The sequence below is a fragment of the Lysinibacillus sp. FSL K6-0232 genome (assembly GCF_038008325.1).
GTDB lineage: Bacteria > Bacillota > Bacilli > Bacillales_A > Planococcaceae > Lysinibacillus.
Genome location: NZ_JBBOYW010000001.1, coordinates 3,165,624 through 3,190,246, shown reverse-complemented (window position 1 = coordinate 3,190,246; position 24,623 = coordinate 3,165,624). Strand labels below are relative to the sequence as shown.

Annotated in this window: 20 protein-coding genes and 1 other RNA gene; 19 read left to right on the top strand and 2 right to left on the bottom strand. The window is 37.0% G+C overall.

The features are described 5' to 3' along the window. Nucleotides 1-112 precede the first annotated feature (112 nt). The 19 genes from MHB42_RS15610 to MHB42_RS15520 all read left to right on the top strand — a co-directional run bounded on the left by MHB42_RS15610 (nucleotide 113) and on the right by MHB42_RS15520 (nucleotide 21,898). Nucleotides 113-859 (top strand): alpha/beta hydrolase, encoded by a 747-nt coding sequence (locus MHB42_RS15610; RefSeq protein ID WP_340807313.1) that lies wholly within the window; start codon nucleotides 113-115, stop codon nucleotides 857-859. Between the two features lie 36 nt (nucleotides 860-895). Beyond that, complete coding sequence (gene rnr, locus MHB42_RS15605; RefSeq protein ID WP_340807312.1) at nucleotides 896-3,310, top strand: ribonuclease R; 2,415 nt, start codon at nucleotides 896-898, stop codon at nucleotides 3,308-3,310. 72 nt (nucleotides 3,311-3,382) lie between these two features. Continuing rightward, complete coding sequence (smpB, locus tag MHB42_RS15600) at nucleotides 3,383-3,847, top strand: SsrA-binding protein SmpB (RefSeq protein ID WP_340807309.1); 465 nt, start codon at nucleotides 3,383-3,385, stop codon at nucleotides 3,845-3,847. A gap of 177 nt (nucleotides 3,848-4,024) precedes the next feature. After that, on the top strand, nucleotides 4,025-5,440 hold the full coding sequence (locus MHB42_RS15595; protein ID WP_445299992.1) for an FAD-linked oxidase C-terminal domain-containing protein: 1,416 nt from the start codon (nucleotides 4,025-4,027) through the stop codon (nucleotides 5,438-5,440). After that, nucleotides 5,427-6,758, top strand: coding sequence for a (Fe-S)-binding protein (locus MHB42_RS15590; protein WP_340807308.1), 1,332 nt, complete (start codon nucleotides 5,427-5,429; stop codon nucleotides 6,756-6,758). Before MHB42_RS15595 ends, MHB42_RS15590 begins: the two co-directional genes overlap by 14 nt. A gap of 54 nt (nucleotides 6,759-6,812) precedes the next feature. Then, on the top strand, nucleotides 6,813-7,919 hold the full coding sequence (locus tag MHB42_RS15585) for a CdaR family transcriptional regulator (protein ID WP_340807307.1): 1,107 nt from the start codon (nucleotides 6,813-6,815) through the stop codon (nucleotides 7,917-7,919). Nucleotides 7,920-8,092: 173 nt separating this feature from the next. Next, the gene (locus MHB42_RS15580; protein ID WP_340807306.1) at nucleotides 8,093-9,115 is read left to right on the top strand and encodes a DctP family TRAP transporter solute-binding subunit; all 1,023 of its coding nucleotides are present in this window, start codon (nucleotides 8,093-8,095) and stop codon (nucleotides 9,113-9,115) included. Nucleotides 9,116-9,123: 8 nt separating this feature from the next. After that, entirely contained in the window at nucleotides 9,124-9,624 is a 501-nt protein-coding gene (locus MHB42_RS15575) for a TRAP transporter small permease (protein ID WP_340807305.1), read from the top strand. After that, nucleotides 9,621-10,946, top strand: coding sequence for a TRAP transporter large permease (locus MHB42_RS15570; RefSeq protein WP_340807304.1), 1,326 nt, complete (start codon nucleotides 9,621-9,623; stop codon nucleotides 10,944-10,946). Before MHB42_RS15575 ends, MHB42_RS15570 begins: the two co-directional genes overlap by 4 nt. 17 nt (nucleotides 10,947-10,963) lie before the next feature. Beyond that, nucleotides 10,964-11,710: an SDR family NAD(P)-dependent oxidoreductase gene (locus MHB42_RS15565; RefSeq protein ID WP_340807303.1), complete on the top strand. Its 747-nt coding sequence runs from the start codon at nucleotides 10,964-10,966 to the stop codon at nucleotides 11,708-11,710. Beyond that, on the top strand, nucleotides 11,703-12,179 hold the full coding sequence (locus MHB42_RS15560) for a PPC domain-containing DNA-binding protein (protein ID WP_340807302.1): 477 nt from the start codon (nucleotides 11,703-11,705) through the stop codon (nucleotides 12,177-12,179). Before MHB42_RS15565 ends, MHB42_RS15560 begins: the two co-directional genes overlap by 8 nt. An 11-nt stretch (nucleotides 12,180-12,190) precedes the next feature. After that, nucleotides 12,191-13,672, top strand: a complete 1,482-nt coding sequence (locus MHB42_RS15555) for a class I adenylate-forming enzyme family protein (protein WP_340807300.1) — start codon at nucleotides 12,191-12,193, stop codon at nucleotides 13,670-13,672. Then, nucleotides 13,669-14,802 carry a thiolase C-terminal domain-containing protein gene (locus MHB42_RS15550; protein ID WP_340807299.1) on the top strand — a complete coding sequence of 378 codons (1,134 nt, stop codon included), beginning with the start codon at nucleotides 13,669-13,671 and terminating at the stop codon, nucleotides 14,800-14,802. The genes MHB42_RS15555 and MHB42_RS15550 overlap by 4 nt, the downstream gene beginning before the upstream one ends. 279 nt (nucleotides 14,803-15,081) lie before the next feature. Next, nucleotides 15,082-15,390 carry a Zn-ribbon domain-containing OB-fold protein gene (locus MHB42_RS15545; RefSeq protein ID WP_340807297.1) on the top strand — a complete coding sequence of 103 codons (309 nt, stop codon included), beginning with the start codon at nucleotides 15,082-15,084 and terminating at the stop codon, nucleotides 15,388-15,390. Nucleotides 15,391-15,564: 174 nt separating this feature from the next. Further along, entirely contained in the window at nucleotides 15,565-16,482 is a 918-nt protein-coding gene (locus tag MHB42_RS15540; RefSeq protein WP_340807295.1) for a DMT family transporter, read from the top strand. Nucleotides 16,483-17,126: 644 nt separating this feature from the next. Continuing rightward, nucleotides 17,127-17,482, top strand: a transfer-messenger RNA (tmRNA) gene (gene ssrA / locus MHB42_RS15535). Nucleotides 17,483-17,596: 114 nt separating this feature from the next. Beyond that, complete coding sequence (locus tag MHB42_RS15530; RefSeq protein ID WP_340807294.1) at nucleotides 17,597-17,887, top strand: hypothetical protein; 291 nt, start codon at nucleotides 17,597-17,599, stop codon at nucleotides 17,885-17,887. A 352-nt stretch (nucleotides 17,888-18,239) separates the two neighbouring features. Beyond that, nucleotides 18,240-20,135 (top strand): Dam family site-specific DNA-(adenine-N6)-methyltransferase, encoded by a 1,896-nt coding sequence (locus MHB42_RS15525; protein WP_340807292.1) that lies wholly within the window; start codon nucleotides 18,240-18,242, stop codon nucleotides 20,133-20,135. 17 nt (nucleotides 20,136-20,152) lie between these two features. Continuing rightward, on the top strand, nucleotides 20,153-21,898 hold the full coding sequence (locus MHB42_RS15520; protein WP_340807290.1) for an AlwI family type II restriction endonuclease: 1,746 nt from the start codon (nucleotides 20,153-20,155) through the stop codon (nucleotides 21,896-21,898). A gap of 284 nt (nucleotides 21,899-22,182) precedes the next feature. Here the strand turns inward: MHB42_RS15520 and istB are convergent, their stop codons facing one another. Both istB and istA read right to left on the bottom strand, forming a co-directional pair. Beyond that, a complete protein-coding gene (istB, locus tag MHB42_RS15515) occupies nucleotides 22,183-22,905 on the bottom strand; it encodes an IS21-like element helper ATPase IstB (protein WP_258860959.1) in 723 nt (240 codons plus the stop codon). After that, the gene (gene istA / locus MHB42_RS15510; RefSeq protein WP_258860958.1) at nucleotides 22,898-24,328 is read right to left on the bottom strand and encodes an IS21 family transposase; all 1,431 of its coding nucleotides are present in this window, start codon (nucleotides 24,326-24,328) and stop codon (nucleotides 22,898-22,900) included. The genes istB and istA overlap by 8 nt, the downstream gene beginning before the upstream one ends. Nucleotides 24,329-24,623: the final 295 nt, after the last annotated feature.

Below are 24,623 nucleotides of genomic sequence, written 5' to 3'. Positions count from 1 at the left end.
GGAAAATTCTCTCTTGATTATCAATGAAAAGCCAAGTGCCATTTGCTCAAGTATAAATAAGATGGCTATACTGAGGATAGAGTGAATGATTGAGGATAAAGGGGTGCTTACAATGAAAAAATCACTATCACAGCCATTTTTCTTTCAAGCTGGACCACGTGCTGTTTTATTATTACATGGCTTTACAGGTAGCTCTGCAGATGTACGTATGCTTGGTAGGTTTTTAGAGAAAAAAGGGTATACTACATTAGCACCTCATTATAAAGGTCACGGTGTGGAACCAGAAGAGCTTATCACAACAGGGCCAGCAGATTGGTGGCAGGATGTCGTAGCCGCCTATCAACAGTTACAAGATGCTGGTTATGAGGAAATTGCCGTTGCGGGTTTATCATTAGGCGGCGTGATGGCATTAAATGTGGCATTAAATCATCCAGTAATAGGCATTGTAACAATGTGCGCTCCTATGACAATGCGGACAACGGATGTAATGTTTGAAGGTGTGCTAAAATACGCGAGAGATTACAAAAAATTTCAAGGTAAACAAGAGCAACAGATTGAAGAAGAGGTTGCGCTAATTGCAGAAAAAGGCATGCCATCATTACAGGAGCTACGCGAATTGATTGCGCGTACACGTCAAGAAATTGATATGATTTATGCGCCTATTTTAGTTGTGCAATCAACAAATGATGAAGTAATAGAAATAGAATCTGCCAATATTATATATAATCAAACGGAGTCACTTGAAAAGCATATCAAGTGGTATGAAAACTCCAAGCATGTTATTACATTAGACCAAGAAAAAGATCAATTACATGAAGATATTTATCACTTTTTAGAAGGCCTAAATTGGGCACAATAATTATAGAGGATTTTTGAATGAAGGAGGGAAATAATTATGAAAGATACATTACAAAGTCGATTACTCGATTTTTTTAGTCAAGAGGATTATCAGCCATTAACAGTTGGTGAAATCGAGGAAGAGTTTGGATTTGAGGATGCTGAGGAATTTAAGGAGCTTGTGAAAACACTTGTCCGCATGGAAGGGCAGGGCTTAGTTGTTCGTTCGCGCTCCAATCGTTATGGTCTACCAGAACGCATGAATTTACTAAGAGGTAAATTCATTGGTCATGCGAAGGGCTTTGGCTTTGTTACACCTGATATTGAGGGCATGGATGATGTATTTATTCCACCGCATGAAACAAATGGTGCGATTAATGGCGATATAGTGTTAATTCGTGTTTTAAAGGAATCGTTTGGGGATCGTCGTGAAGGAACCGTTACAAAGGTTGTAGAGCGTGGTCAAACAAGCTTTGTTGGTACATTCCAAGCAAATAGGGGCTTTGGCTTTGTTGTCTTGGACGATAAAAAGCTACCAATGGATATTTTTATTGCCAAGGGTGATACATTAGGAGCTGTCGATGGGCATAAGGTTGTCGTGGAGATTGCGACATGGCCTGAGGATTTAAAATCTGCTACAGGCTATATTACAAAAATTTTAGGGCATAAAAATGACCCTGAAGTAGATATTTTATCTATTTTATATAAGCACGATATTCCACCTGAGTTTCCAGATGAGGTCATTGCTGCTGCACAGCGAGTGCCAGATGAAATTACTGAGGCTGATTTAGTAGGTCGTCGTGATTTACGACATGAAACAATTGTAACGATTGATGGTGCAGATGCAAAGGACTTGGATGATGCAGTAACCGTAACAAAAAATGTAGATGGCACGTATAAGCTTGGCGTACATATTGCAGATGTTAGCTATTATGTTACGCAAGGCTCTGTCATTGATATTGAGGCATATGACCGTGCAACAAGTGTGTATTTAACAGACCGTGTCATTCCAATGATTCCACACCGTTTATCAAATGGTATTTGCTCATTAAATCCACAGGTTGACCGTTTAACATTATCCTGTGAAATGATCATTGATGCGAATGGCAATGTCATTGCCCATGAAATTTTCCAAAGTGTGATTAAAACAACAGAGCGTATGACCTATAGCGATGTGTATAAAATTTTAGAGGAGCAAGATGAAGAGCTAATTGAACGCTATCAGCCACTTGTGCCGATGTTTAAGCATATGGCAGAGCTATCCAAAATTTTACGCCATAAACGTGAAATGCGAGGAGCGATTGATTTTGACTTTAAAGAATCGAAGGTCATTGTCAATGAAGAAGGCTGGCCAGTGGATATTGAATTACGTGAACGCACAGTCGCAGAGAAATTAATTGAAGACTTTATGCTTGCTGCCAATGAAACAGTAGCGGAGCACTTCCACTGGATGAATGTACCGTTTCTATACCGTATTCACGAGGACCCGAAACCAGAAAAACTCCAGCGTTTCTTTGAATTTGTAACGAATTTCGGTATTTTAATTAAAGGTACAGGTAATACGGTGCATCCTAAGGCATTGCAGGATGTCTTAAAAGCAATTGAAGGCATGCCAGAGGAGCCTGTTATTTCAACAATGCTATTGCGCTCCATGCAGCAGGCAAAGTATTACCCAGAAAGTCTTGGTCACTTTGGTCTATCAACGGATTTCTATACACATTTCACATCACCAATTCGTCGTTATCCAGATTTAATTGTGCATCGTTTAATTCGCACGTATTTAATTAATCAAGATACGTCGAGAGAAACACTTGCACAATGGAGTATGGCAATGGATGAAATTGCTGACCATACATCAGAGCGCGAGCGTCGTGCTGTAGATGCAGAGCGCGATACAGATGCGTTGAAAAAGGCACAATATATGTCCGATAAAATTGGTGAGGAATTTGAAGGTATTGTGTCATCCATTACAAACTTCGGTATTTTTGTAGAGCTACCAAATACGATTGAAGGGCTTGTTCATATTAGCAATATGACAGATGATTATTATCATTTTGATGACCGTCAAATGATTATGATTGGAGAGCGTACCAATCGTCAATTCCGCATTGGTGATGAGGTTACAGTTCGCGTTGCCAATGTTATTATTGAAGAGTCATCCATTGACTTTGAAATCGTTGGAATGGTAACTTCATATGGACGAACACGTAAAGCAGCACCAACTGTTATCCATGCACGTAAAAATTATAATGACCATAAGGATGGACGCACTAGTCGCAGAGGTAGTCGAAAAGAGGAAGAAAAGAGTGGCCGCAGCTCAAAACGTGGTGAGCGCCATGAAAGTGACCGTGACCCACGTGGACGTCGCAAAGATGGTTCAAGCCCAGGCACTAAAAAACGTGTCAAACAAAAGCAAAAATTTTATGAAGGCATTGCGAAAAAAAGCAAAAAGAAAAAATCTAAACGTAAATAAGCATAGGTGAAAGTAGCCATAGCAACTGGCACTTTCGCTTATACATAACCTTTTAAGTAGAGGGTGAATCAGATGGCAAAAGGTACTGGAAAAGTATTAGCACAAAATAAAAAAGCAAGTCATGACTACTTTATTGAGGACACAATCGAAGCGGGTATGGTGCTAACAGGCACAGAAATTAAATCCATTCGTGCAGGCAAAGTGCAGCTAAAAGACTCCTTTGTTCGTATCCGTAATGGCGAGGCATGGATTAGCAATATGCACATTAGCCCATTCGACCAAGGCAACCGTTTTAATCATGACCCACTGCGTGTCCGCAAGCTATTGCTTCATAAAAAGCAAATTGGCGAGCTAGTTGGGGCTGTAAAGCGTGATGGCTACACAATTGTCCCACTAAAAATGTATATTAAGGACGGCTATGCCAAGCTATTAATCGGTGTCGGCAAAGGGAAAAAGGACTACGACAAACGCAATGATATGCGTAAAAAAGAAGCAAAACGTGAAATGGAACGCGCCTTTAAGGAGCGTCACCGTTAATAAGGTCAATGAGAAAGCAAGTATCAAGCTTTCTCATTGGCCTTTTTCTGCTTTTTTGGTCTAATAACACAAAAAAATTAAAATATACGACGCTTTTTTATCTTACTAGACATATGTTTAGAAAATTCAAACTACTAAAATGGTAGTACATAAATAACTATAGCTGAGGTGAGTCCTATTAATAACATTGCAATCGAGAAAATTACAGAAATTATTGGTGAAAAATATGTTAAAAGCTCCACTGCACAGCTTTTAGCCTATTCATATGATGCAACAGCCAACTTTCAGCGTTTACCAGAGCTTGTGATTTCCCCACAAAGCACGGAGGAGATCGCAGAGGTATTAAAAATATGTAATAACTATAACGTGCCGATTATTCCACGAGGCTCAGGGACTAATCTTGCAGCAGGAACAGTGCCTTATGATGGTGGTGTTGTTATTTTATTTAATCGAATGAATCAAATTTTAAATTTCGATAAAGAAAATTTAACGATTACAGTGCAGCCCGGTATTATTTCGGAAAATCTTTGCCAATTTGTTGAAGCACATGGCTTATTTTACCCACCTGATCCAAGCTCCATGAAAATATCAACAATTGGGGGCAATGTTAGTGAAAACTCAGGTGGTTTACGTGGTTTAAAATATGGTGTTACAAAAGATTATGTCAAAGGTCTACAGGTTGTGCTACCGAATGGAGATATTTTAGAAACAGGTGGTAAGCTCGCCAAGGATGTAGCAGGCTATGATTTAACATCATTATTTGTTGGCGCAGAGGGAACATTAGGTGTTGTGACAGCGATTACACTAAAGCTTATCCCATTGCCATCCTATAAAATGACCAGCATTGCATACTTTCAATCATTAGAGGATGCAGCGCGCACGGTTTCTAATATTATTGCAAGCAAAATTATTCCTGTGACATTAGAGTTTCTTGATAAGAAAACAATTATTGCTGTTGAGCAATTTATGAAAATCGGTCTTTCAACAGATGTGGAGGCAATGCTATTGCTTGAGCAAGATGGAGAGAAGCATCAAGTTGAGCAGGATATTCATGAAATGGTAAGAATCGCTAAGGAGCATGGCGCTCTCTTTACACAAATTGCACAGGATGAACAGGAGGCGGAGCAAATTAAAACAGCAAGGCGTGTTGCCCTATCAGCCTTAGCCAAATTAAAGCCGACTGTTATTTTAGAAGATGCAACAGTGCCACGCTCAGAGCTTGCAAAAATGGTCAAGAAAATCAATGATATTTCCGAAAAGCATCGTGTGAATATTGCTACATTTGGTCATGCAGGTGATGGTAATCTGCATCCTACTTGTCTAACAGACTTGCGGGACGAGGAGGAGATGCACCGTGTAGAGGTGGCATTTGAGGAAATTTTTGAAGCGGCATTGGAGTTAGGTGGCACAATTACAGGTGAGCATGGTGTAGGTGAAATGAAAGCGCCTTATTTAGAATGGAAAATTGGCTCTGTTGGCATTGCTGTCATGAAAAATATTAAGCAAGCATTTGATCCAAACAATATTATGAATCCTGGCAAACTATTCGCAAAAGAAACAAAGAAAAGGGTGGTGGTACATGGTGGTAACTAGCGTACAGCAACAAATGCAACAATCTTTCCAAACACATGTTGATGAAAATTTATTGCTTGACTGTATGAGATGTGGTTTTTGTTTATCAAGCTGTCCAACATATCTTCATATGGAGCAGGATGAGGCACAATCGCCAAGAGGGCGCATTGCTTTAATGAAGGCGGTGCGTGATGGACTTGTACCATTTGATGCCTCTATTGAACACTCATTTGATTTATGTCTTGGCTGTCGTGCGTGTGAACCAGCATGTCCAGCAGGGGTACAGTATGGAGCTTTAATTGAGCAAACTCGTGAAGCTGTACAGGAGGTAAAGCGATCATCCTTTGTTGAAAAAACAACGCGCAATATTGTATTTGATCGACTTTTTGTGGAGCAAAAAAATATGGAGCGTGCAGTCAGCCTATTGCATCTTTATCAAAAAACAGGATTGCAAAAGGTAGTTCGAAAAATTGGTTTTTTAAATTTATTCCCAAAGCATTTAAAAACAATGGAGGCATCCTTGCCAGCAGTTGCCAAAAAGGTACAGCCATTAAAGCAGGCAAAGAGCGCTACAATGAAGGTAGCTTTTTTCACAGGCTGCTTAATGGATACGCTTTATAGGGAAACAAATGATAAAACAGTATCGTTGCTACGCATGCTTGGTGTTGAGGTTGTTATTCCCGATCAACAAAGCTGCTGTGGTGCTTTGCATGGACATAGTGGTGAGCTGAAGCGTGGCAAGCAAAATCTAATTCATAATGTCGAGTTATTCGATTCAGATGATTATACCTATATTGTCAATAATGCAGGTGGCTGTGGTGCTTTTTTAAAGGAATATGAAAAGCATCTATCTAGTGATAAGCGCTATCATGAAAAAGCGATTCGATTTTCTGAGAAAACGATTGATATTTCCAGTTTACTTGTTAAGGCTGGCTTGTTGGAGTATTTAGCGACATTGCCACAGCAAGTCAAGAAAACCGTTGTGACCTATCAGGATTCCTGCCATTTACGCAATGTCAATAAAGTATTTAATGAGCCAAGAATGATTTTACAAGCATTACCAAATGTTCAGTTTAAGGAGCTACCAAGTGCTAATACATGCTGTGGATCAGCAGGTATTTATAATTTACTGCAACCTGCATTAGCAGGAGAGATTTTAACTACAAAAATGACAACGATTAAGGCACTAGAGCCAGCAGTTGTTGTGACAGCCAATCCAGGATGTTTACTGCAAATTCAAGCAGGTATTCATAAGGAACAATTGGGGAGTAGTATACAAGCCGCACATATTGTTGATTTTCTCTACAATAGCATAGCAAACTATAGTAAAATATCTTAAATATACTAAATTTTCAGTATAATCAGGATGTTAGACTTCTATGGGGGTGGCATAATGTTTGATTTACAAATTATTGGAACAAAAATTGTAAGGGAGCTTGGTGAGCTAATTGATCAAAAAGTTGTTGTAATTGATCATAATGGCTTTATTATCGCTAGCACAGATATGTCTAGGATGAACCAATTTCATGAGGGTGCGTTACTTGCCATGAAAAGCAAAGAGGTTATGCATATGACAAAGGAGCTATCAGCGCAATTAAAAGGTGTACTGGAAGGAATGGTGATGCCCTTAATTATTGAGGATACGCCAATTGGTGTTATTGGCGTTACTGGACAGCCTGAGGAAATTGAAAAATACGGAAAGCTTGTGCAAAAAATTACACAGTTTTTTGTTGAGGATTTTTTAATGCACCGTAAAAAAGAGCGAGAAACAAAAATGTTTGAGCTATTTTTACTGGATTTATTAAATGGACAGGTTCATCAAGCACTATTGGAGCAACGAGCAGAAATGTTAAATATTGATACAGCACTTTACAATCGCGTTATTATTATTCAATTGAATAGGCGAATTGATGAAAAGGGGGTGGATTATTTGCGTGCAATTCAAATAATCCATCCTCAATTACATATTTTTCAATGGAGCTTCGATAAATTAGTGCTGCTTGTGCCAAAGGTGACACGCATGCATTTAGAGGAAACACTTTATTCATTTAATCGTAAGCTTAGCAAGTTATATGACAATGATATCTTTATAGGTGTCGGCAATTCGCATTCCTTTTTTAAGCTGAATGAATCATACAATGAGGCAAGTAATGCATTAACAGTTGCGATTGAAAATAAGCAAATTGTGTTTGAAGAGGATTTAAAATTAGAGCTGCTATTATCAGACCTGCAAGAACAAAAGGTAGATAATTTTATTGAGAGAACAATTGGTTCATTAATCGGGGAAGAAGAGCTTATTTATAATTTAGAAATATGGTTAAAAAGCAAAGGAGCATTGCAGGATATTGCTGATATGCTCCATATCCATAAAAATACATTAAAGTATCGCTTAAAAAAAATTGAGAAGCTTTTAAATATTGATATTAATAATAACGAAAATAAATTAGAGTTAATGATTGCCATTTTGCTGTATCGAAAAAAAAGAAGAGTAAGTTTATAAATCAATAATATTAGAGGACATAAAAAATGCTGGTTTTTGTAGAATTTTTATATGTTAAGAACAAAAATCGCTAGATTATTTTGTTTTTTTTATCCCCAAAGCATATATATTCCGATTTTTCGGAATTGTAGAATAATTATCAAGTCTAACATAAAGAGTAGGGGGATTAATTTATGAAGAAATTAGGAAAAGGGAGAAATCTTCTCCTTGTCATGTTGTTGATCGTTTCAACTGTACTAGCTGCCTGTGGGAATGGCGGAGGAGGAGCTGATGGTGAAGAAAAGTCATACAAATTAAAAATGTCTGTGACGGTATCGGACTCTTCAACTTGGTATGAGGCAGCTAAAAAATTAGCAGATGATATGGAAAAAGAAACAGATGGCCGCATTAAAATCGAAGTTTTCACAAATGAACAATTATCCGGTGGCGATTCAGGTAAGGCTGTTGAAGGATTAGCAAAAGGTTCAATTGATTTAACATTTAACTCTACAATTATTTACTCTATTTTAGATCAACGCTTTGGTGTAACAAGTGCGCCGTTTTTATTAAAAGACCATGCTGAAGTAGATAAAGTCTTTAATGGTGAAGGTGGAGAAAAGCTGAAGGAGCTTTTAGCTGAAAAAGGTGTACACGCTTTAGGATATGGTGAAAACGGTTTCCGTCAAATTACAAACAGTAAACATGAAATTAAAGCACCAGAAGACTTAAATGGCTTAAAGATTCGTATTCCTGGTATTACTATGTATACAGATTTATATCGCTCACTAGGAACAGACCCAGCAACAATGACATTCTCTGAAGTATTTACAGCATTACAGCAAGGCACAATTGATGGTCAAGAAAATCCAATTGATGTGATTGCATCATCAAAGCTAGAGGAAGTGCAAGACTACTTAACATTATGGAACTACTCATATGACCCATTAGTGCTAGGGATGAACAAGAAGTTATATGATTCTTTAAGCGATGCAGATCGTGAGCTATTTGACCGTTTAGGAAAAGAGGCAGCTGCTTACCAAGTAAAGATTGCGCGTGAAAAGGAAGCAACACAAATTGAAGATTTAAAGGCAAAAGGTATGAATGTTTATACACCAACAGAGGAAGAATTAGCGGCATTTAAAGAAGCAGTTCAACCAATCTATGCCAAATATACAGATGTTTGGGGCGAAGATTTACTGAAAGCGTTTACGCCATAAGGGGGGATATGATGAAGTTTTTAGACTACTTTGAAGAGATTCTATTAAGTGTTACATTTGCAGCAATTACACTTATTACATTTATAAACATCGTTTCTCGAAATGCAGTCAATTTATCCCTTTCTTTTACAGAGGAAATTACAGTCAATTTGTTAGTATTACTAACATTTGTTGGTACAGCTTTAGGTGTGCGCAGGTATGCACACCTTGGTTTTACCCTATTATTTGACAAGGGGAATAAGCTGACAAAGAAAGTGATTGTCATTATTTCATCAGTAGCAAGTGGTGCATTGTTTGCTGTATTACTCTATTACGGAATCGATATGGTATTGTTCCAAATGCAAATTAATCAAACAACGCCAGCATTAGGAATGCCGCAATGGATTTTATCTTCAGCATTACCACTCGGCGCATTGCTTTGCTTAATTCGCACAGTACAGGCGATGATTGAGGAATTTAAAGCAGTGAGCAATGAAGGCAGTGGAACAAAGGGGGATGAGTTGATATGACAGCATTATTACTTTTTGGTTCATTTATAGTGCTTGTATTTTTAAGAGTACCTATCGCTGCCTCCTTAGCAGTATCTTCCATGGTTGTTCTATTTACGTCACAGGGCCTATCAGGATTTGAAGCATTAACAGATATTATGTATACAAGTGTTGCGAAATTTACATTATTAGCGATTCCGTTCTTTATTTTAGCGGGCGTCATTATGGATCATATCGGAATCTCTAAGCGCTTAATCGATTTTGCACAAACATTAGTAGGGCACCGCAAAGGTGGTATTGTACTTGTAACTGTCTTGGTAGCCATTTTCTTTGCCGCTATTTCAGGCTCTGGTCCAGCAACAGTTGCTGCCATTGGAGGAATTTTAATTCCTGCCATGGTGAAGAACGGCTATCGTAAAGAAACGGCTGGTGGCTTAGTAGCAAGTGCTGGTGCTATCGGGATTATTATTCCACCATCCATTGCCTTTATTATTTTCGCAGTGGTAGCAGGAGATCAAATCCCTATTACGATTAATCGCCTATTTATGGCAGGTGTTATTCCAGGAATTTTAGTTGGTATCGGTTTGTTTCTCGCTGGTATGTATGTTCGTAAGCGTGATATTAAAAAGGGTATTTTTAACGACTCTGTTGAAGCAACGATGCGAAAAAGTACAGGAAAAGAACGTTGGGATGCATTTGTTAAAGCGCTTCCGGGATTAATGATTCCCGTTATTATTTTAGGTGGTATTTATGGAGGATTTTTCACACCAACAGAGGCAGCGGTTATTGCTGTTGTTTATGGACTGATTGTTGGCTTGTTTATTCATCGTAAGGGCTACATAAAAATGATGTATCGTATTTTTATTGAATCAGCATTACAAACAGCCGTTGTGATGATTATTGTTAGTGCGGCCTCTGTTTTTGCTTATATTGTGACAACAGAACAAATTGCTTCTACAATTTCAGATGCGGTTTTAGGTTTGACAGATAATAAAATTATTATTCTATTACTAGTAAATATTATTTTATTAATTGCAGGTGCATTTATCGATGCGATTTCAGCATTTTATATTTTCGTACCAATTTTACTGCCAATCATGCTAATGCTTGGCGTAGACCCAACTGTATTTGGCGTATTTATGACAATTAACTTAGCAATCGGCTTATTTACACCACCTGTAGGGTTAAATTTATATGTTGCAGCAAGTATGTCAAAGACGAATATTATCCAAATTTCTAAGGGGGTTGTGCCGTTTATTGTTGCCTCAATTATCGTTTTATTACTTGTGACGTATATACCAGCTTTATCAACATTTTTACCAGATTTATTAAATATTAAGTAGCAAAGGGGAACATGTTTATGACATTAAAGGATGATGTAGCAATTGTTACAGGAGCAGCAAGTGGTATTGGACAGGCAGTTGCTATCCAGCTTTCAAAGCAGGGGGTACATGTTGTATTAGTTGACTTAAATTCATGTGAGGACACAATTGAAAAACTAGCACATGATAGCTATTTAGAGTGCTTAGGTGATATTCGCGATGCAGAGTTTATTAAGGCAACTGTTAATCGTACTATTGAAAAATATGGAGAGATTCATATTTTAGTGAATAATGCTGGAACATGTAGCCGTAAAAATATCGAAACGATGACATTTGAGGATTGGTCACGTGATCTTGATACAAACTTAAAGGCGACATTTATGTTTACACAGGCATGTGTGTACCCTCATATGAAGGATGCGCAATATGGTCGCATTATTAATATTAGCTCAGTATCTGGTTTAAATGGTGGTGTAACATCTGGTGAGGATGGCACAGGTCGCTCAGGCCCAGCATATGCAGCATCAAAAGGTGGTGTTATTGCGCTAACAAAATGGGTGGCAAAAGAGCTTGGACCACTTAATATTACGTGTAACTCTGTAGCACCGGGGGCGACATTAACAGGGATTACAACAGGGGTTCCGTACAATTTAGATCAGCAGGTTATTAAACGTATTGGTACGCCTGATGATATTGCAAGCGCTGTGCTATATTTTGCATCTAGAGAGGCTGGTTATGCAACTGCTCAGGTGCTAAAGGTAGACGGGGGGATCAGTATTGGATAATGCGCGGTGGCAGGCTTTATACGACCGTCCTACAGATAGAATTATCGGAAGATTGAAGGCAGGAACAGATTTATTTGCTGGGATAAAGGAGGTCTGTCATCACTTTGGTGTGATGGGTGGGCAATTTCAATGTATGGGCTCTTTAAAGCATGCTACGTATGTCCAAGTACAACGAGGTGAAAAGGAAGGAACCATTGTTTATTCACCAAAGCGACAGACTACATCACCAGTAGAACTTATTTCTGGTTTAGGCTTTATTGGAATAGATATGGAAACAAATGATTTAGACATTCATTTCCATGGGTCCTTTGTAGATTGTGATCAAAATTTTTCGGGTGGTCACTTTCTTGAAGGAGAAAATGAAATTGCTATTACAGTAGAATTTATACTCTATCCATTAAAAGAGGCTATACCAAAAAGACGCAAAGATGACCAATTCCAAGTTCTAATTTTTCATTTTGAAGAGTAGGAGGAAGATTAATGAGTACAATCGGCCAATTAGCACTAAAATCTGCTCATGCGTATCCAGATAAAATAGCCGTTAAATTTAAAGACCGTTCTATTTCATATACACAATTAATCGAGCGTGCCTATGCACTAACAGCCTATTTTAAAAGTCTTAATCTGCAAAAGGGTGCACGTGTAGGTATTTTAATGTCAAATCGCTTAGAGCATATTGAGCTTGATGTAGCCGTTTCTCTATACGGTCTTATTAAAGTACCACTTAACTATCGCTTGCATCCAAAAGAGCATGATTATCAGGTGAAGGATTCGGGTATGAGCTTGATAATTGGGGAGCAATCACTAATCAATCAGCTACAAATTGATTTTCCCATTGTTTATTGCGGAGAGCAGTATGAACAAGTCATTGAACAATTTAAAGGACAAGCTTATGAAAATGAAGTAACTGAGAATGATACGATGGCAATAATGTATACTTCAGGCACAACAGGCAACCCAAAAGGCGTGATGCTGTCACACCGTAATATGGTAAGCGGGGCGCTTTCTTTAGCAATAGCATGTGAGGCAGATTATAAGGATGTTATCGGTCATGTTGCACCATTAACACATGGCGCAAACTTTTTAAGTCATGTCGCATGGCTCTATGGTTTAACACAGGTTGTATACGATAAGTTTGAGCCAGAGCAATTTGTTCATTTATTAGAGCAGGATGGTATTTCAATTATTTTCCTAGTCCCAACAATGGTTAATTTAATGATTCAGCATGAGCATTTCAACCCGCAAAAGCTGCATACGATTAAATCGATTAATATGGCAGGCTCACCAATTGCCGCTGCGAAGCTGCAGGAGGCACTTGACAAAGTAGGAACAAAATTTGTAGAAACATATGGTCAGGTGGAAGGACCAATGTGTATTTCTATGATGCCACGTGAGGATTTGCCATCTCGTCTTGATTCATGTGGCAGAATTGGGCCATTTGTCGATGTGAAAATCGTTGATGATGAGGGCAATGAATGCCCAGTGGGAGAGATTGGTGAAATTATTGCCAAAGGTCCACTTATTATGCAGGGTTACTGGAACAATGAAAAAGCAACGTCAGAAACATTGCGTGATGGCTGGCTTCATACAGGCGACTTAGGCAGGCTAGATAAGCATGGCTATTTATATATCGTTGATCGTAAAAAAGAGGTTATCATTTCGGGCGGTGTCAATATTTATCCTCGTGAAGTAGAGGAAGTTTTAAATAAGCATGACTTTATTAAAGAAACATGTGTGATTGGCATTCCAGATGACAAATGGGGCGAATCTATCGTTGCATATGTAGTGCCAAATGGACGTGGAGAAATTGATAAGGATGAATTAATCACGCTTTGTCAAAACCATTTAGCAAGCTTTAAAAAGCCGAAGGAAATCCATGTTGTTGAGGCACTGCCAAAAAGCTCCTATGGGAAAATTTTAAAACGTGAGCTTGTTAAACAGCATACGGAGGTGACGCAATGACAGTATATGTGCATAGTGTAAGCATGACGAAGTTTGGCAACAGCGAAAATACTTCATTAAAAGACTTAATGCTCACTGCTAGCCGAGAGGCACTCGATGAAGCAAGAGATATCAAGATTGATGCAGTTTTTGTCGGCAATTACATGGGAGGTAGCTTAGTCAATCAAGAAATTTTAGGGGCAATTGTAGCAAATGATTTAGGGCTTGGGCATATTCCAACAGCGAAATTAGAGGGTGCCTGTGCATCAGGAGGCATTGCTTTACGCCAAGGGGTTTTAAGCATTTTAAGCGGTGAATATGAAAGCGTTTTAGTTGTTGGTGTTGAGAAAATGAAGCATGCACCGACAGCCACTGTTACGCAATTTATTAACTCTGCAATGGATCAAACAACAAATGAGCGTTATGCTGGCCTCACATTCCCAGGATTTTTTGGTGTAGTTGCCAATCGCTATTTCTATGAAACAGGTGCAAATAAATCTCATTTAGCGAAAGTAGCTCTAAAGAACCGTGAAAATGCGTTGCACAACCCACTTGCACAATTCCAAAAGCCAGCAACGCTTGAGGAAATTATCAATGCGCGCATTATTACAGACCCACTTGGCTTATTCGATTGCTCACCAATTACAGATGGTGCAGCAGCAGTTGTGTTATCACGCAAGCCATCAGATATTAAAATATTAGCTTCCGCACAGGCTTCTGGTCCAACAATGATGCAGGATGCCATTGATTTATTATCATTACCAGCAATACGTATATCAGGACAGCAAGCCTATGAAAAAGCAGGTGTTGGTCCTGACGATATTGATGTTGTTGAAATTCATGATTGCTTCTCCATGACTGAAATGCTTGCTATTGAAGAGCTTGGCTTTTTCCCGAAATTAGAAGGCTGGCTAGCCATTGAGCAAGGGAAAACACGCGTAAACGGGGAAAAGCCTGTCAATACAAGCGGAGGTCTTTTATCAAGAGGACATCCAATTGGTGCAACAGGTGTAGCACAATTTTATCAGCTAGTACATCAACTGCGTGGAGATGCTCCAAATCAGCTAGAAAAGCAGCCACGATTAGCTCTTGCACAAAATTTAGGTGGCACTGGCTCCTATTCAGTCGTCCATATTTTAGAAAGAGTATAATAGCTCAAGCTCGCGCATCGGTTATACCGTATTAACAGGCTGTAAGACCCTCATTTTTAGCTTAAGTGGGGGGACGGGCAGTCTGTAAAGCCCGATTGAGGTCAACACGATGTTGGTCACACAAGCGTTTTCACAGGATGTGAAGTTGTTAGCTTGTGTTCCTCTATCACTAATCAGTAGAGATGAGAAAAACACCCACTGACTGAAGTTTTACTTTATAAACATAGGCAAGCACTTTGTTACATGGAAGGAGAGAAGGCGATTCTGTGCCGAATACTAATGAGGGTTTATGAATGCTGTGGTGTTGAGTCGGTTACAAAAAAAGTATATTGTAGCATCTGTCGTCAAGAAATCAAAAACGAACGAGAAGTTCCAGACGAGGGGACAGTTTATAGCTATACTGTTATTCATATTGCTCCTGCTGAATACGCTGAGCTAGCACCGTATGTTGTGGCATTAGTACAGCTTAAAGATTCTAAAGCAAAGCTAACAGTGCGTATTTATGGAGATGTTCAAATTGGCGATCCTGTTCAGCTCGATCAAATTGTAGATGGAACGTACATTTATAAAAAAAGCAATGCTGCTTAATAAGTAGGCTGTTGGAAAAGATCAAACTTTCCCAACAGCCTACTTTCTTATGAAAGATTTGTGATAAGGTATAGGCTAGATAACGTATTTCTAAAAATATCTCCTTGCAAAGATTAATCGATTTTTCAGCAGATAACGTTCTCCTTTGGCGTGAATAAAACATGAGGTGATGACTTGGCAAATACAAAAGTATATTCTATTTTAATATTCGTCATGTTCCTATGGGGCATGAATGTGACATGGCTAAAAGTAATTGTTTCCAATGGTGATCCATTAACAATACAAACAGCCCGTATTTTTCTAGCGGGTATTGTGATTTTTATTATTTTAAAGCTAACGAAACAGCAGTTATATGTAAAGAACATGCCATTTAAGTACATATTAATCGGTTGCTTTTTTGGTGTTATTTGTCACCATGCTTTTCTAGCATATGGTATTGTTCGAACAACTGCTATGAAAACAGCTATTATTAGCGGCTTGAGCCCACTATTCACAGCTCTTATTGCGGTTGTATTTAAAGATACCGTAATGACAAAAACAAAATTAATCGGCTTTATGCTTGGAGGCATCGGCGTACTCTTTGCTGTTGTAGATGATCTAACAGAGCTAACAAATCTACAGCTAGGTGACTTTCTTGTCTTTATGTCGTTCTTTTTACAGGCTTTTAGCTTTATCGCCATTCGTCGAGCAACTACAACTATTTCACCTATGCTAACGACAGGCTGGATGCTACTAATTGGCTCATCCATATTATTAATTTTCACATTAGTAACAAACATCCAAAGCTACACAGCCTTTGTATCCTTTAGTCCACTCCTATGGCTTATATTCTTTCTATCAGCGGTTCTAGCCACATCAGTTGGACACACACTATATAACCTATGCATAAAGCATATCGGTGCAGCAGAATCAGCCATTTTCGTTAACTTCAATACAATCTTTGCATTAATAGGCGCAGCACTATTTTTACACGAAGTCATCACACTACAGCAATTTATCGGCAGCCTAATTATTATCGCAGGCGTCATCATCGGCACAAGCAACCTAGAAGAAAAGCTCCTCCAAAGAAAACACCGCCACGATCAAAGCTAGTAGACAGGTGAAACAGTACCCGTATCTGTGCAGAGGGTTTTAAGGATTTTATGAGTATTATTTGGCGTTTTTTGCGGTGGGGTTTAGGTCTTTTTTGGTGATCTTTGATAGTTTAATGATTCAAGACGTCAGCAACTTAAACGAGAAGATGATGGAGGAAATTCTGCTGTTTTTATGAGGAAATATTAAATTTTAATTAGTGAGATTATTAAAGGTATTGGTAATTTAGTAGAGGTGGCGGAATTTTCGCGGAAAATATTGAGGGTTTATTTCATAGGTGAGGTTCTATAATAGTTTGGTCATTAAAGGTATTGGCAGGGAAATAGCAGAATTTTAATGGTATTTCAATATGATTATGGAAGATATTGCGCTGTTTACTTATCTAAGGTAGAGAGGTATCAGCTATATAGAAGGAAAATTTATTATAATGAAAAGCGGCAGCATGCTAGGTAATAGCTTAATTTCACAGTAATTGTTTGCCTTATTATGATGATTTCAAGCATGTTCAGCGTCTATACTTGATGATTTGAATACTTTATATTATAATAATGCTACATGCCAGTGAGCATCTAACTATTGGATGCTTATTTTACAACCTGCACCAAGCAGTGTTGACCGTATACAGTGAGAACTGGATTATATCCGGGGACGTTACGGATTCGACAGGGATGGTTCAAGCTTTGGTCGCGCGTCGGAGGGCTCGGCTCCGTCATCAACGACAGTTATATAATAACTGGCAAACAACAAAACTTAGCTTTCGCAGCGTAAGCTCTTAAGCGCTCTGCCTCTCTATCGCCCATGTAGAGAACGTGGGGCCCAACTTTAGTGGGATACGGTCGATGGTGCCACCTGAGTCATCGGCAAGAGATTTCCAGGTTAGCGTACAGGACGCCTGTTTGTCGGCATAATGCTACGTGAATCGTAAGTAGGCAAACTACACGCGTAGAAGCTGAAGTATTGGAGTCTTTGGACGCGGGTTCGACTCCCGCCGTCTCCATACATAAAATGGCTACAAATGTAGTCATATCAACGTTTTTCGAGATTAGGGATATTGAACGGGAGTTGAACTCTTGTTGAATATCCCTATTTTTATCTCTAAAGGAGGAATAGTTAAATGACAAATCTTGTAGAAATTATAAGCAGAACTGATGAATATGGAAATTTTTTTAACGAGAATGGTTATGAAGGGCAATTCAAAAAATTTTCGAAGATTGGGCAACTTATAGTCAAAGTGAAGCAGGTTGATACAGGACGCTATTTTTCATGGACATATAATTTGAAGCTGGATAATTATGCAACTAGAATTGTCAATGATATGGCTACTCTAATCCCATCACCATTTTCTCAAAATGAAAATTTACAAAGTTTATCTGAACAGATAAAAATGGAAATAGATTTGTCTTAATATTAATTTATAAAGTTTTAGGATTGTAGACCTTCTAAAAAAATTGGGAGGTTTTTTATATGCTTAGAAGTAGAAAAAATGACGTATTTGCAGTAAGTAGACTGTAGAAATAACAGCTTGGCATCGCAACTTGTAAATTACATCACATCAAATTAAATGTACTAGTGTTAGTGGTGTTATAAGTTTAAAATAGCTGAATCCAATTTATAATATTATAATTTTAGATTCAGTTAGAGAATGTCCATTGAGAGGAAATATTTCTACAAAGAAGCTGTGTATGATTAACTTTTATTTTTTGTCTACCTAATATAAGGTATAATGAAATGATGTGGTCAACTAGTGAGGTGGTTTAATGGCACAACAAAAATTGTTTAATGATAACGATTATGTGAAGGCAAAACCTGTTTTGAAATGGGCAGGTGGGAAAACACAAATGTTAAAGATATTAAATGAAAATAAGCCTTTGAAGTATAATCGATATATTGAGCCGTTTATAGGTGGAGGTGCCTTCTTTTTTGACATTGAGCCTATAAATGGTGTTATTGCTGATGTCAATCCTGAATTAATTAATTTATATAAAGTCATTGCTGAAGATGTTGAAAAATTAATTCTTGAACTTCAAGAGATGAAAAATGAAGAAGATTATTATTATATGATGCGAGCTAAAAATCCAGATACATTATCAAATGTAAAAAGAGCCGCAAGAACGCTTTACTTAAATAGGACTTGTTTTAATGGTTTATATCGTGTTAATAAAAAAGGAGAATTTAATGTTCCTTTTGGAAAGTATAAAAACCCTAAGATATGTGATATTGAAAATCTACGTGCAGCTAGTAGGGTATTAAAAAATACTGAGATAATTCAAGGTGACTATAAAGACGTGTTGAGCACTTATGCAAAACCTGGAGATTTTATATTTTTAGATCCACCATATATCCCAATTTCTTCAAATTCGGATTTTAAACGATATACTAAAGAACAGTTTTATGATGCTGACCAATCAGAGTTAGCTGAAGAAGTAAAAAGATTAAGGGATTTGGGATGTCACGTACTATTGACTAACTCTAATCATCCATTAGTTCATGAGTTATATGATGAATTTGAAATTACTGTCCATAAGACGAAAAGGAACATTAATAGTGTCGCATCGAAAAGAACTGGTGAGGATGTTTTGGTAAAAGTTGAGCCTTTTAAAAAGAAAATAAAATTTCAAAAGTTAGATTTACCAGAACAAATGTATAAATTTCCTTCTACTAGATATATGGGAAGCAAGGAAAAGTTACTTCCGTACATCTGGGGTATTGCTTCACAGTTCGAATTTGAAACAATCTTAGATTTATTTAGTGGCAGTGGCGTGGTTAGTTACATGTTTAAATCTCAAGGGAAAAAGGTCTTAAGTAATGATTATATGGCATTTTCATCTAATATTACTAAAGTACTTGTAGAAAATAATCATGTAATCTTAACTAAAGATGATATAGCCGAAATTTTAAAAGAGCCAGAACATATTGATAAATTTGTATCTGAAACATTTCAAGGTTTGTTCTTTAATGATGAAGATAATTTATTCATTGACAAAGTACGCACGAATTTAGGGCTAATTAAGGATGATATGAAAAAATCAATGTTTTTAGCTGCTTTAGTAAGAGCTTGTTTAAAAAAGCGTCCTAGGGGAATTTTTACTTATACAGGTTTACGTTATGATGATGGTAGGAGAGATTTAAAATTAACTTTACAAGAGCAATTTATAGAGGCGATCGAATCTTTCAATAATGCAGTATTTGACAATGGACAAAATAATTTATCTTTTAACAGCGATTCAATGAATTTTGAAAAGCAAGCAGATTTAGTATATATAGACCCACCTTATTACAGCCCTTTAAGTGATAATGAGTATGTTAGAAGATATCATTTTGTAGAGGGACTTGTTAAAAATTGGAATGATGTGGAGATGCAATGGAATACAAAAACTAAAAAATTTAAAAGCTATCCAACTCCATTTAAAAATTTAGAGGGTGCTTATGCAGCTTTTGAAAATTTATTTAAGTATCATCAAAATAGTATTTTGATTGTGTCTTATTCCTCAAATTCATTACCTTCTAAAGAAGAAATGGTAAGAATTATGAAAAAATTTAAAAGGAATGTTGAAGTGATTTCAGTTAATCATAAATATTCCTTTGGTAATAAAGGAAATAACGTTGGAACAAATAATAATGAAGTAGAAGAATACTTGTTTGTAGGATATTAAATATAGGGGGGATAGAAATGGGATCTCCATGGCATTTTGGTAATACGACAGTAAGAAATCCGTTAAGGATTAAGGATGGGCTAACTGTTTTGAGCAACTCTACATTAAATGGTAATTTGATTGGTACGTATCAAGAAAGTCAATTTGCTCTTGAGTTAGACAGAGCTGGAGTAATAAATATGAGTACAAACCCAGACTTTTTTGGTCGAAAATGGAGAGCTTGTTTTTCACAGTTAGGTTTTATTACGCATAAGTTCAAAAAGAATATTAACCCAAGTGAGGTAGACCCTGTTGTTTTGGAAATAGCTCGGAATAATAAAGATTTAGGTTTAAGTGGTAGACCTTATGAGTTAACACCAAGCGGTTTAAGAATGATCAATGCTCAGACAGTTCAAGAACAACAAGAGTGCATGTTGAGAGCATTGCTAGCTTATGAAATTCCATCAAATATAGAACCTAAAAATGGAGATATGCCATTTAAACCATTTATATTTATACTTCAAGTATTAGAGAAGCTAAGTACGTTACCTAATCCATTGGGTTTATCTAAAGTTGAAATGGGAATTGTCCAATCATATCGTGACCATAGTAAAGTCGATGAGGTAGTTGAAATGATTTTAAAGTATCGACAGGAAAGAAACGTTGTTGTAGGAAGAGTAGAGAAACGTAAAGTAGAAAAAGAATTATTGAATAAATTAGGTGAACTTGGTGGAGTTAAAAGTAGTTCGATAAGTGATTATGCAGATGTTAATTTTAGATACCCACGTTTAACAGGAATTGTTTCGTTTAAAAAGAAACGATTAGTATTAAGTGAAGAAAAAATGCCTGTTATAGAGTCTATTTTAAAGGTGGAACCAAATATTATAGGTAGTACTACTGATAATGAATATCTTGTGAAATTATGGAATGGTTCTGACTTACCAACTGATAATGAACTAATAGCTAAAAATGAAATAACTCGTTTAAGAGGATTGTTATTATATGCTGGTGTTGATGACTTTTTTATTCCCAAATTACCAGATACGTACGATATAGCACTGTTAAATCAAATTCGAATTCGCTTAGAAGTTCTTTATCAACAAGTATTAGAAGAAAATTTTGCGGAGGTTCAAAAAGATAGCTATCAAATAAGTGAAATAATAGCATATTTAAAAAAGTTGGATAAACAGCCATTAGATCAAAGTTTTGATATTGATATTGATGATGAACCTGCCTATTTTGAATGGGCAGTTTGGCGTGCTTTTTTAGCGATTAATCAATCAGTAAATAAACCGCATGAAGCTAGACGTTTTAAAGTAGACCAAGATTTTTATCCGTTAGGCTGTGCACCAGGAGGAGGACCAGATTTAATTTTTGAATTCGAAGATTATGTTTTAGTTGTAGAAGTAACTTTGACGTCTTCTTCTAGACAAGAAGCAGCTGAAGGAGAACCTGTTCGTAGACATGTTGCTAGAGAAAAAGCTAAAGTTGCAGTATCAAGTGGAAAACCTGTTTATGGGTTGTTTATGGCACGTACCATTGATAATAATACAGCTGAAACATTTAGAATAGGAGTTTGGTATAATGGAGATGAACCAGAATTTATAAATATTGTTCCCCTTACTTTAAAACAATTTATAATAATCATGGAAAAATTCTTATCTGAAAGATTTACCAACAAAGAAATTCGAAGAGTTTTAGATAATTGTTTAATTTCAAGAAATGCTCATGCTCCAGCTTGGAAAAAAGAAATAGAACATATTGTAGAAAGTTTCATAAATTAAGTAAAAATAAGCCTAGCTCTATACTTTTTAATAAAAATATAGTATTTTATTGGAAATTGGTTATTGCCCGATAATTATGAACGGAAAACCTTTATGAATGTATTGAGCCAGCAAAAGTTCCACGTTCAGCATTAAAAACGCAGCATCAGTAGCAGTATTATTTTTACTGTTTAAATCAGAATAAATAGGTGTTGTTTATTTAATAAAAATTAACTGTATTTTGCAAGAGAAAAGTGCAGAGAATTGCAACGAAAAATACAGAGCATTGCCACCCAATATTTTCTCTATTTTCTCGACAACGCATTGGTTAAACGGAAGCTCTGACCCGTGTATGAAATAATATGGGCGTGGTGAATCAAACGATCCACCAGAGCTGCCGTTAAACGTGAATCCGAGAAAATGCGGTTCCACTGACTAAATTCTAAATTTGATGTGATAATCAAGCTCTTTTGTTCATAGAACTCTGAAATAATTTGAAACAGTAATTCTGCTCCTTCTTTACCAAAAGGCAAATAACCCATTTCATCTAAAATCATTAAATCAACTTTCTCTAATTTACTTCTAAATTGCTTTAATTTCCCTACAAGGAGTGCTTGCTCTAATTCTTCAACCAAATGTGAAACGCGATAAAAACGCACTTCAAATCCTTGTTCACAAGCTTTTCGTCCAAGTGCAGAAGCTAAATGAGTTTTACCTGTTCCAGGTGCTCCAACTAAAATGATATTCTCTTTTCTTCGAATGAAATCTAGTCGCTCTAATTCATCTTTTGTTAAATGGCTAGGTAAACAAATATCTTTATGCCACTGGTAACTTTCAAGCGTCTTCGTATCGATAAAACGTGCCTGCTTCAAATTACGCGCTATTTTTGCTTGTTCTCTGCCAAGCTGCTCTTTTAATAAAATTTGATAAATATATTCTTCTGGATCGGTAAAAGGTACCACTTTAATGGCTTCTGCCACATAAGCCAATCTCAATTGCTTACAGAGCGTTAAAATCGCTTCATTCATGATTCAACGCCTCCGTTCCTTTTGGCGATAAGGCATCATATTCTGTCCAATTCACACCGTAAGGGTGTTCTGTCTCTTCTACCTCACGTCCAATATAACTATAAAAGTTTTGATCAATGTCATTCATATCATGTGTGAGTAAAAGCGTCAGTAATTCATTAATCCGTTGTTTTCTTAAGGCAAGCGAAGGCACTGTTAAATACTCTTTAATACGCGCTGGTAAATAGTTTGAATAACGAGAATGCCCTACAACACGTGGTTTTTTCAACCAATCTTTTAAAATCTCCTTCCAAGGAATAAAACGGCGTTTTCTCATATAAGGACGGGCATCAGATAATAGAATTTCACCGTCATTTGTGATGACTTTATACGAATCCCAATATGTCACACAAGAAAGTTGGACGTAGTTCCTTGCTCTTGGTACATGAATCAAATGTCCATCAAGCTTGAATTCATTATACTTATTAAACTTTATCAGAAACTGCTTAAATATCGGATATGGTTCTTCAGGTAATTTGATCAATTGCTTTTGTTCAAGCTGCCATAGCTCATCAATCAGTACTTCCTTTTTATAATGAATTCGTTGACGATCATTTGCTAACTGCTGTTCTAATTGATTTCCTAAATCCTCAAGGTCTTTAATGACAGGTGGCAAGCTAAAGAAATTATAGCGTACATAGCCAACCTTTCTTTCTACATGACCTTTTTCATTTCCTTTGCGTGGGTTACACACTTGCACTTTAAAGCCGTAATATTGTTGGAAATGTCGGAAGGCTTCGGTTAATTGGGCCTCTGAATCTCCTTTTCTTACTTTTTTCACCGCAGGTGTTAGGTTATCAATTCGAATGCTCAAAGGAATACCACCAGCCTGTTTAAACAACATTTGAAGTCCACCTAAAAAACATTCTAAGTTTTCACCAGGCATCGGCACCGCAAATGCTGTATTACTTGCAGGGAATGACATGACTAATGCGTGAACATCAATAATTTCCCCATCTTGAACAGCCTCCATTACACCGAAGTCTACCTGTGCTTCTCCTCCTGGATGATTTAAACGTTCATGCCCTTTATCTGCTTCCTCTTCTTCTGTTGCTTTCCATTCTTGAATAAAATTACAAAGCGTTCTGTAAGAACCTTTGAATCCCATCTTTACTAGATCCTCAAGCATTTTCTTGTTTGTACGGCGTAATTTTTTCTTTAGTTTTAAATCCTCTTCTAACCAATCAACTACGATTTCTCCCCATTTTTCGTCGTACATCATGCCTTTTTTCAGGTGAGTTTTCTCCTGCGGCAACTGATCCCCATCACCGTATTTCTTGGCAGTACGCCAATTGACTTGCATTGTATTGGCGATTTCAGTAATCGATAATCCTTTTTCATTTCGTAATGTTTTGATACAATTAACTTCAGACATTGCTAGCATCCTTTCAAACCTCCACTGGTAAAATTCGACACTTTAACAGTAGAGTGACTTGGGGTGGCTGGCAAGTCTATTTTTTTGCACTAAAAAAGTGCTAGACTCTGTACAAATTCGCTGCACTAGTCTGCACTTTTATTATGCAATACACATTAACTAAAGTCCTTTTAATTGTTCTTTCGTAAACATTTAAAACAGTTAGTTGGGTTAGGATGACTATATATTTACTTCATTCATATCGTAATTGATTTTCTAAAAGTTAATATAAGGAAATGGGGAATTTTCCCCCTGTGAAGTTTTT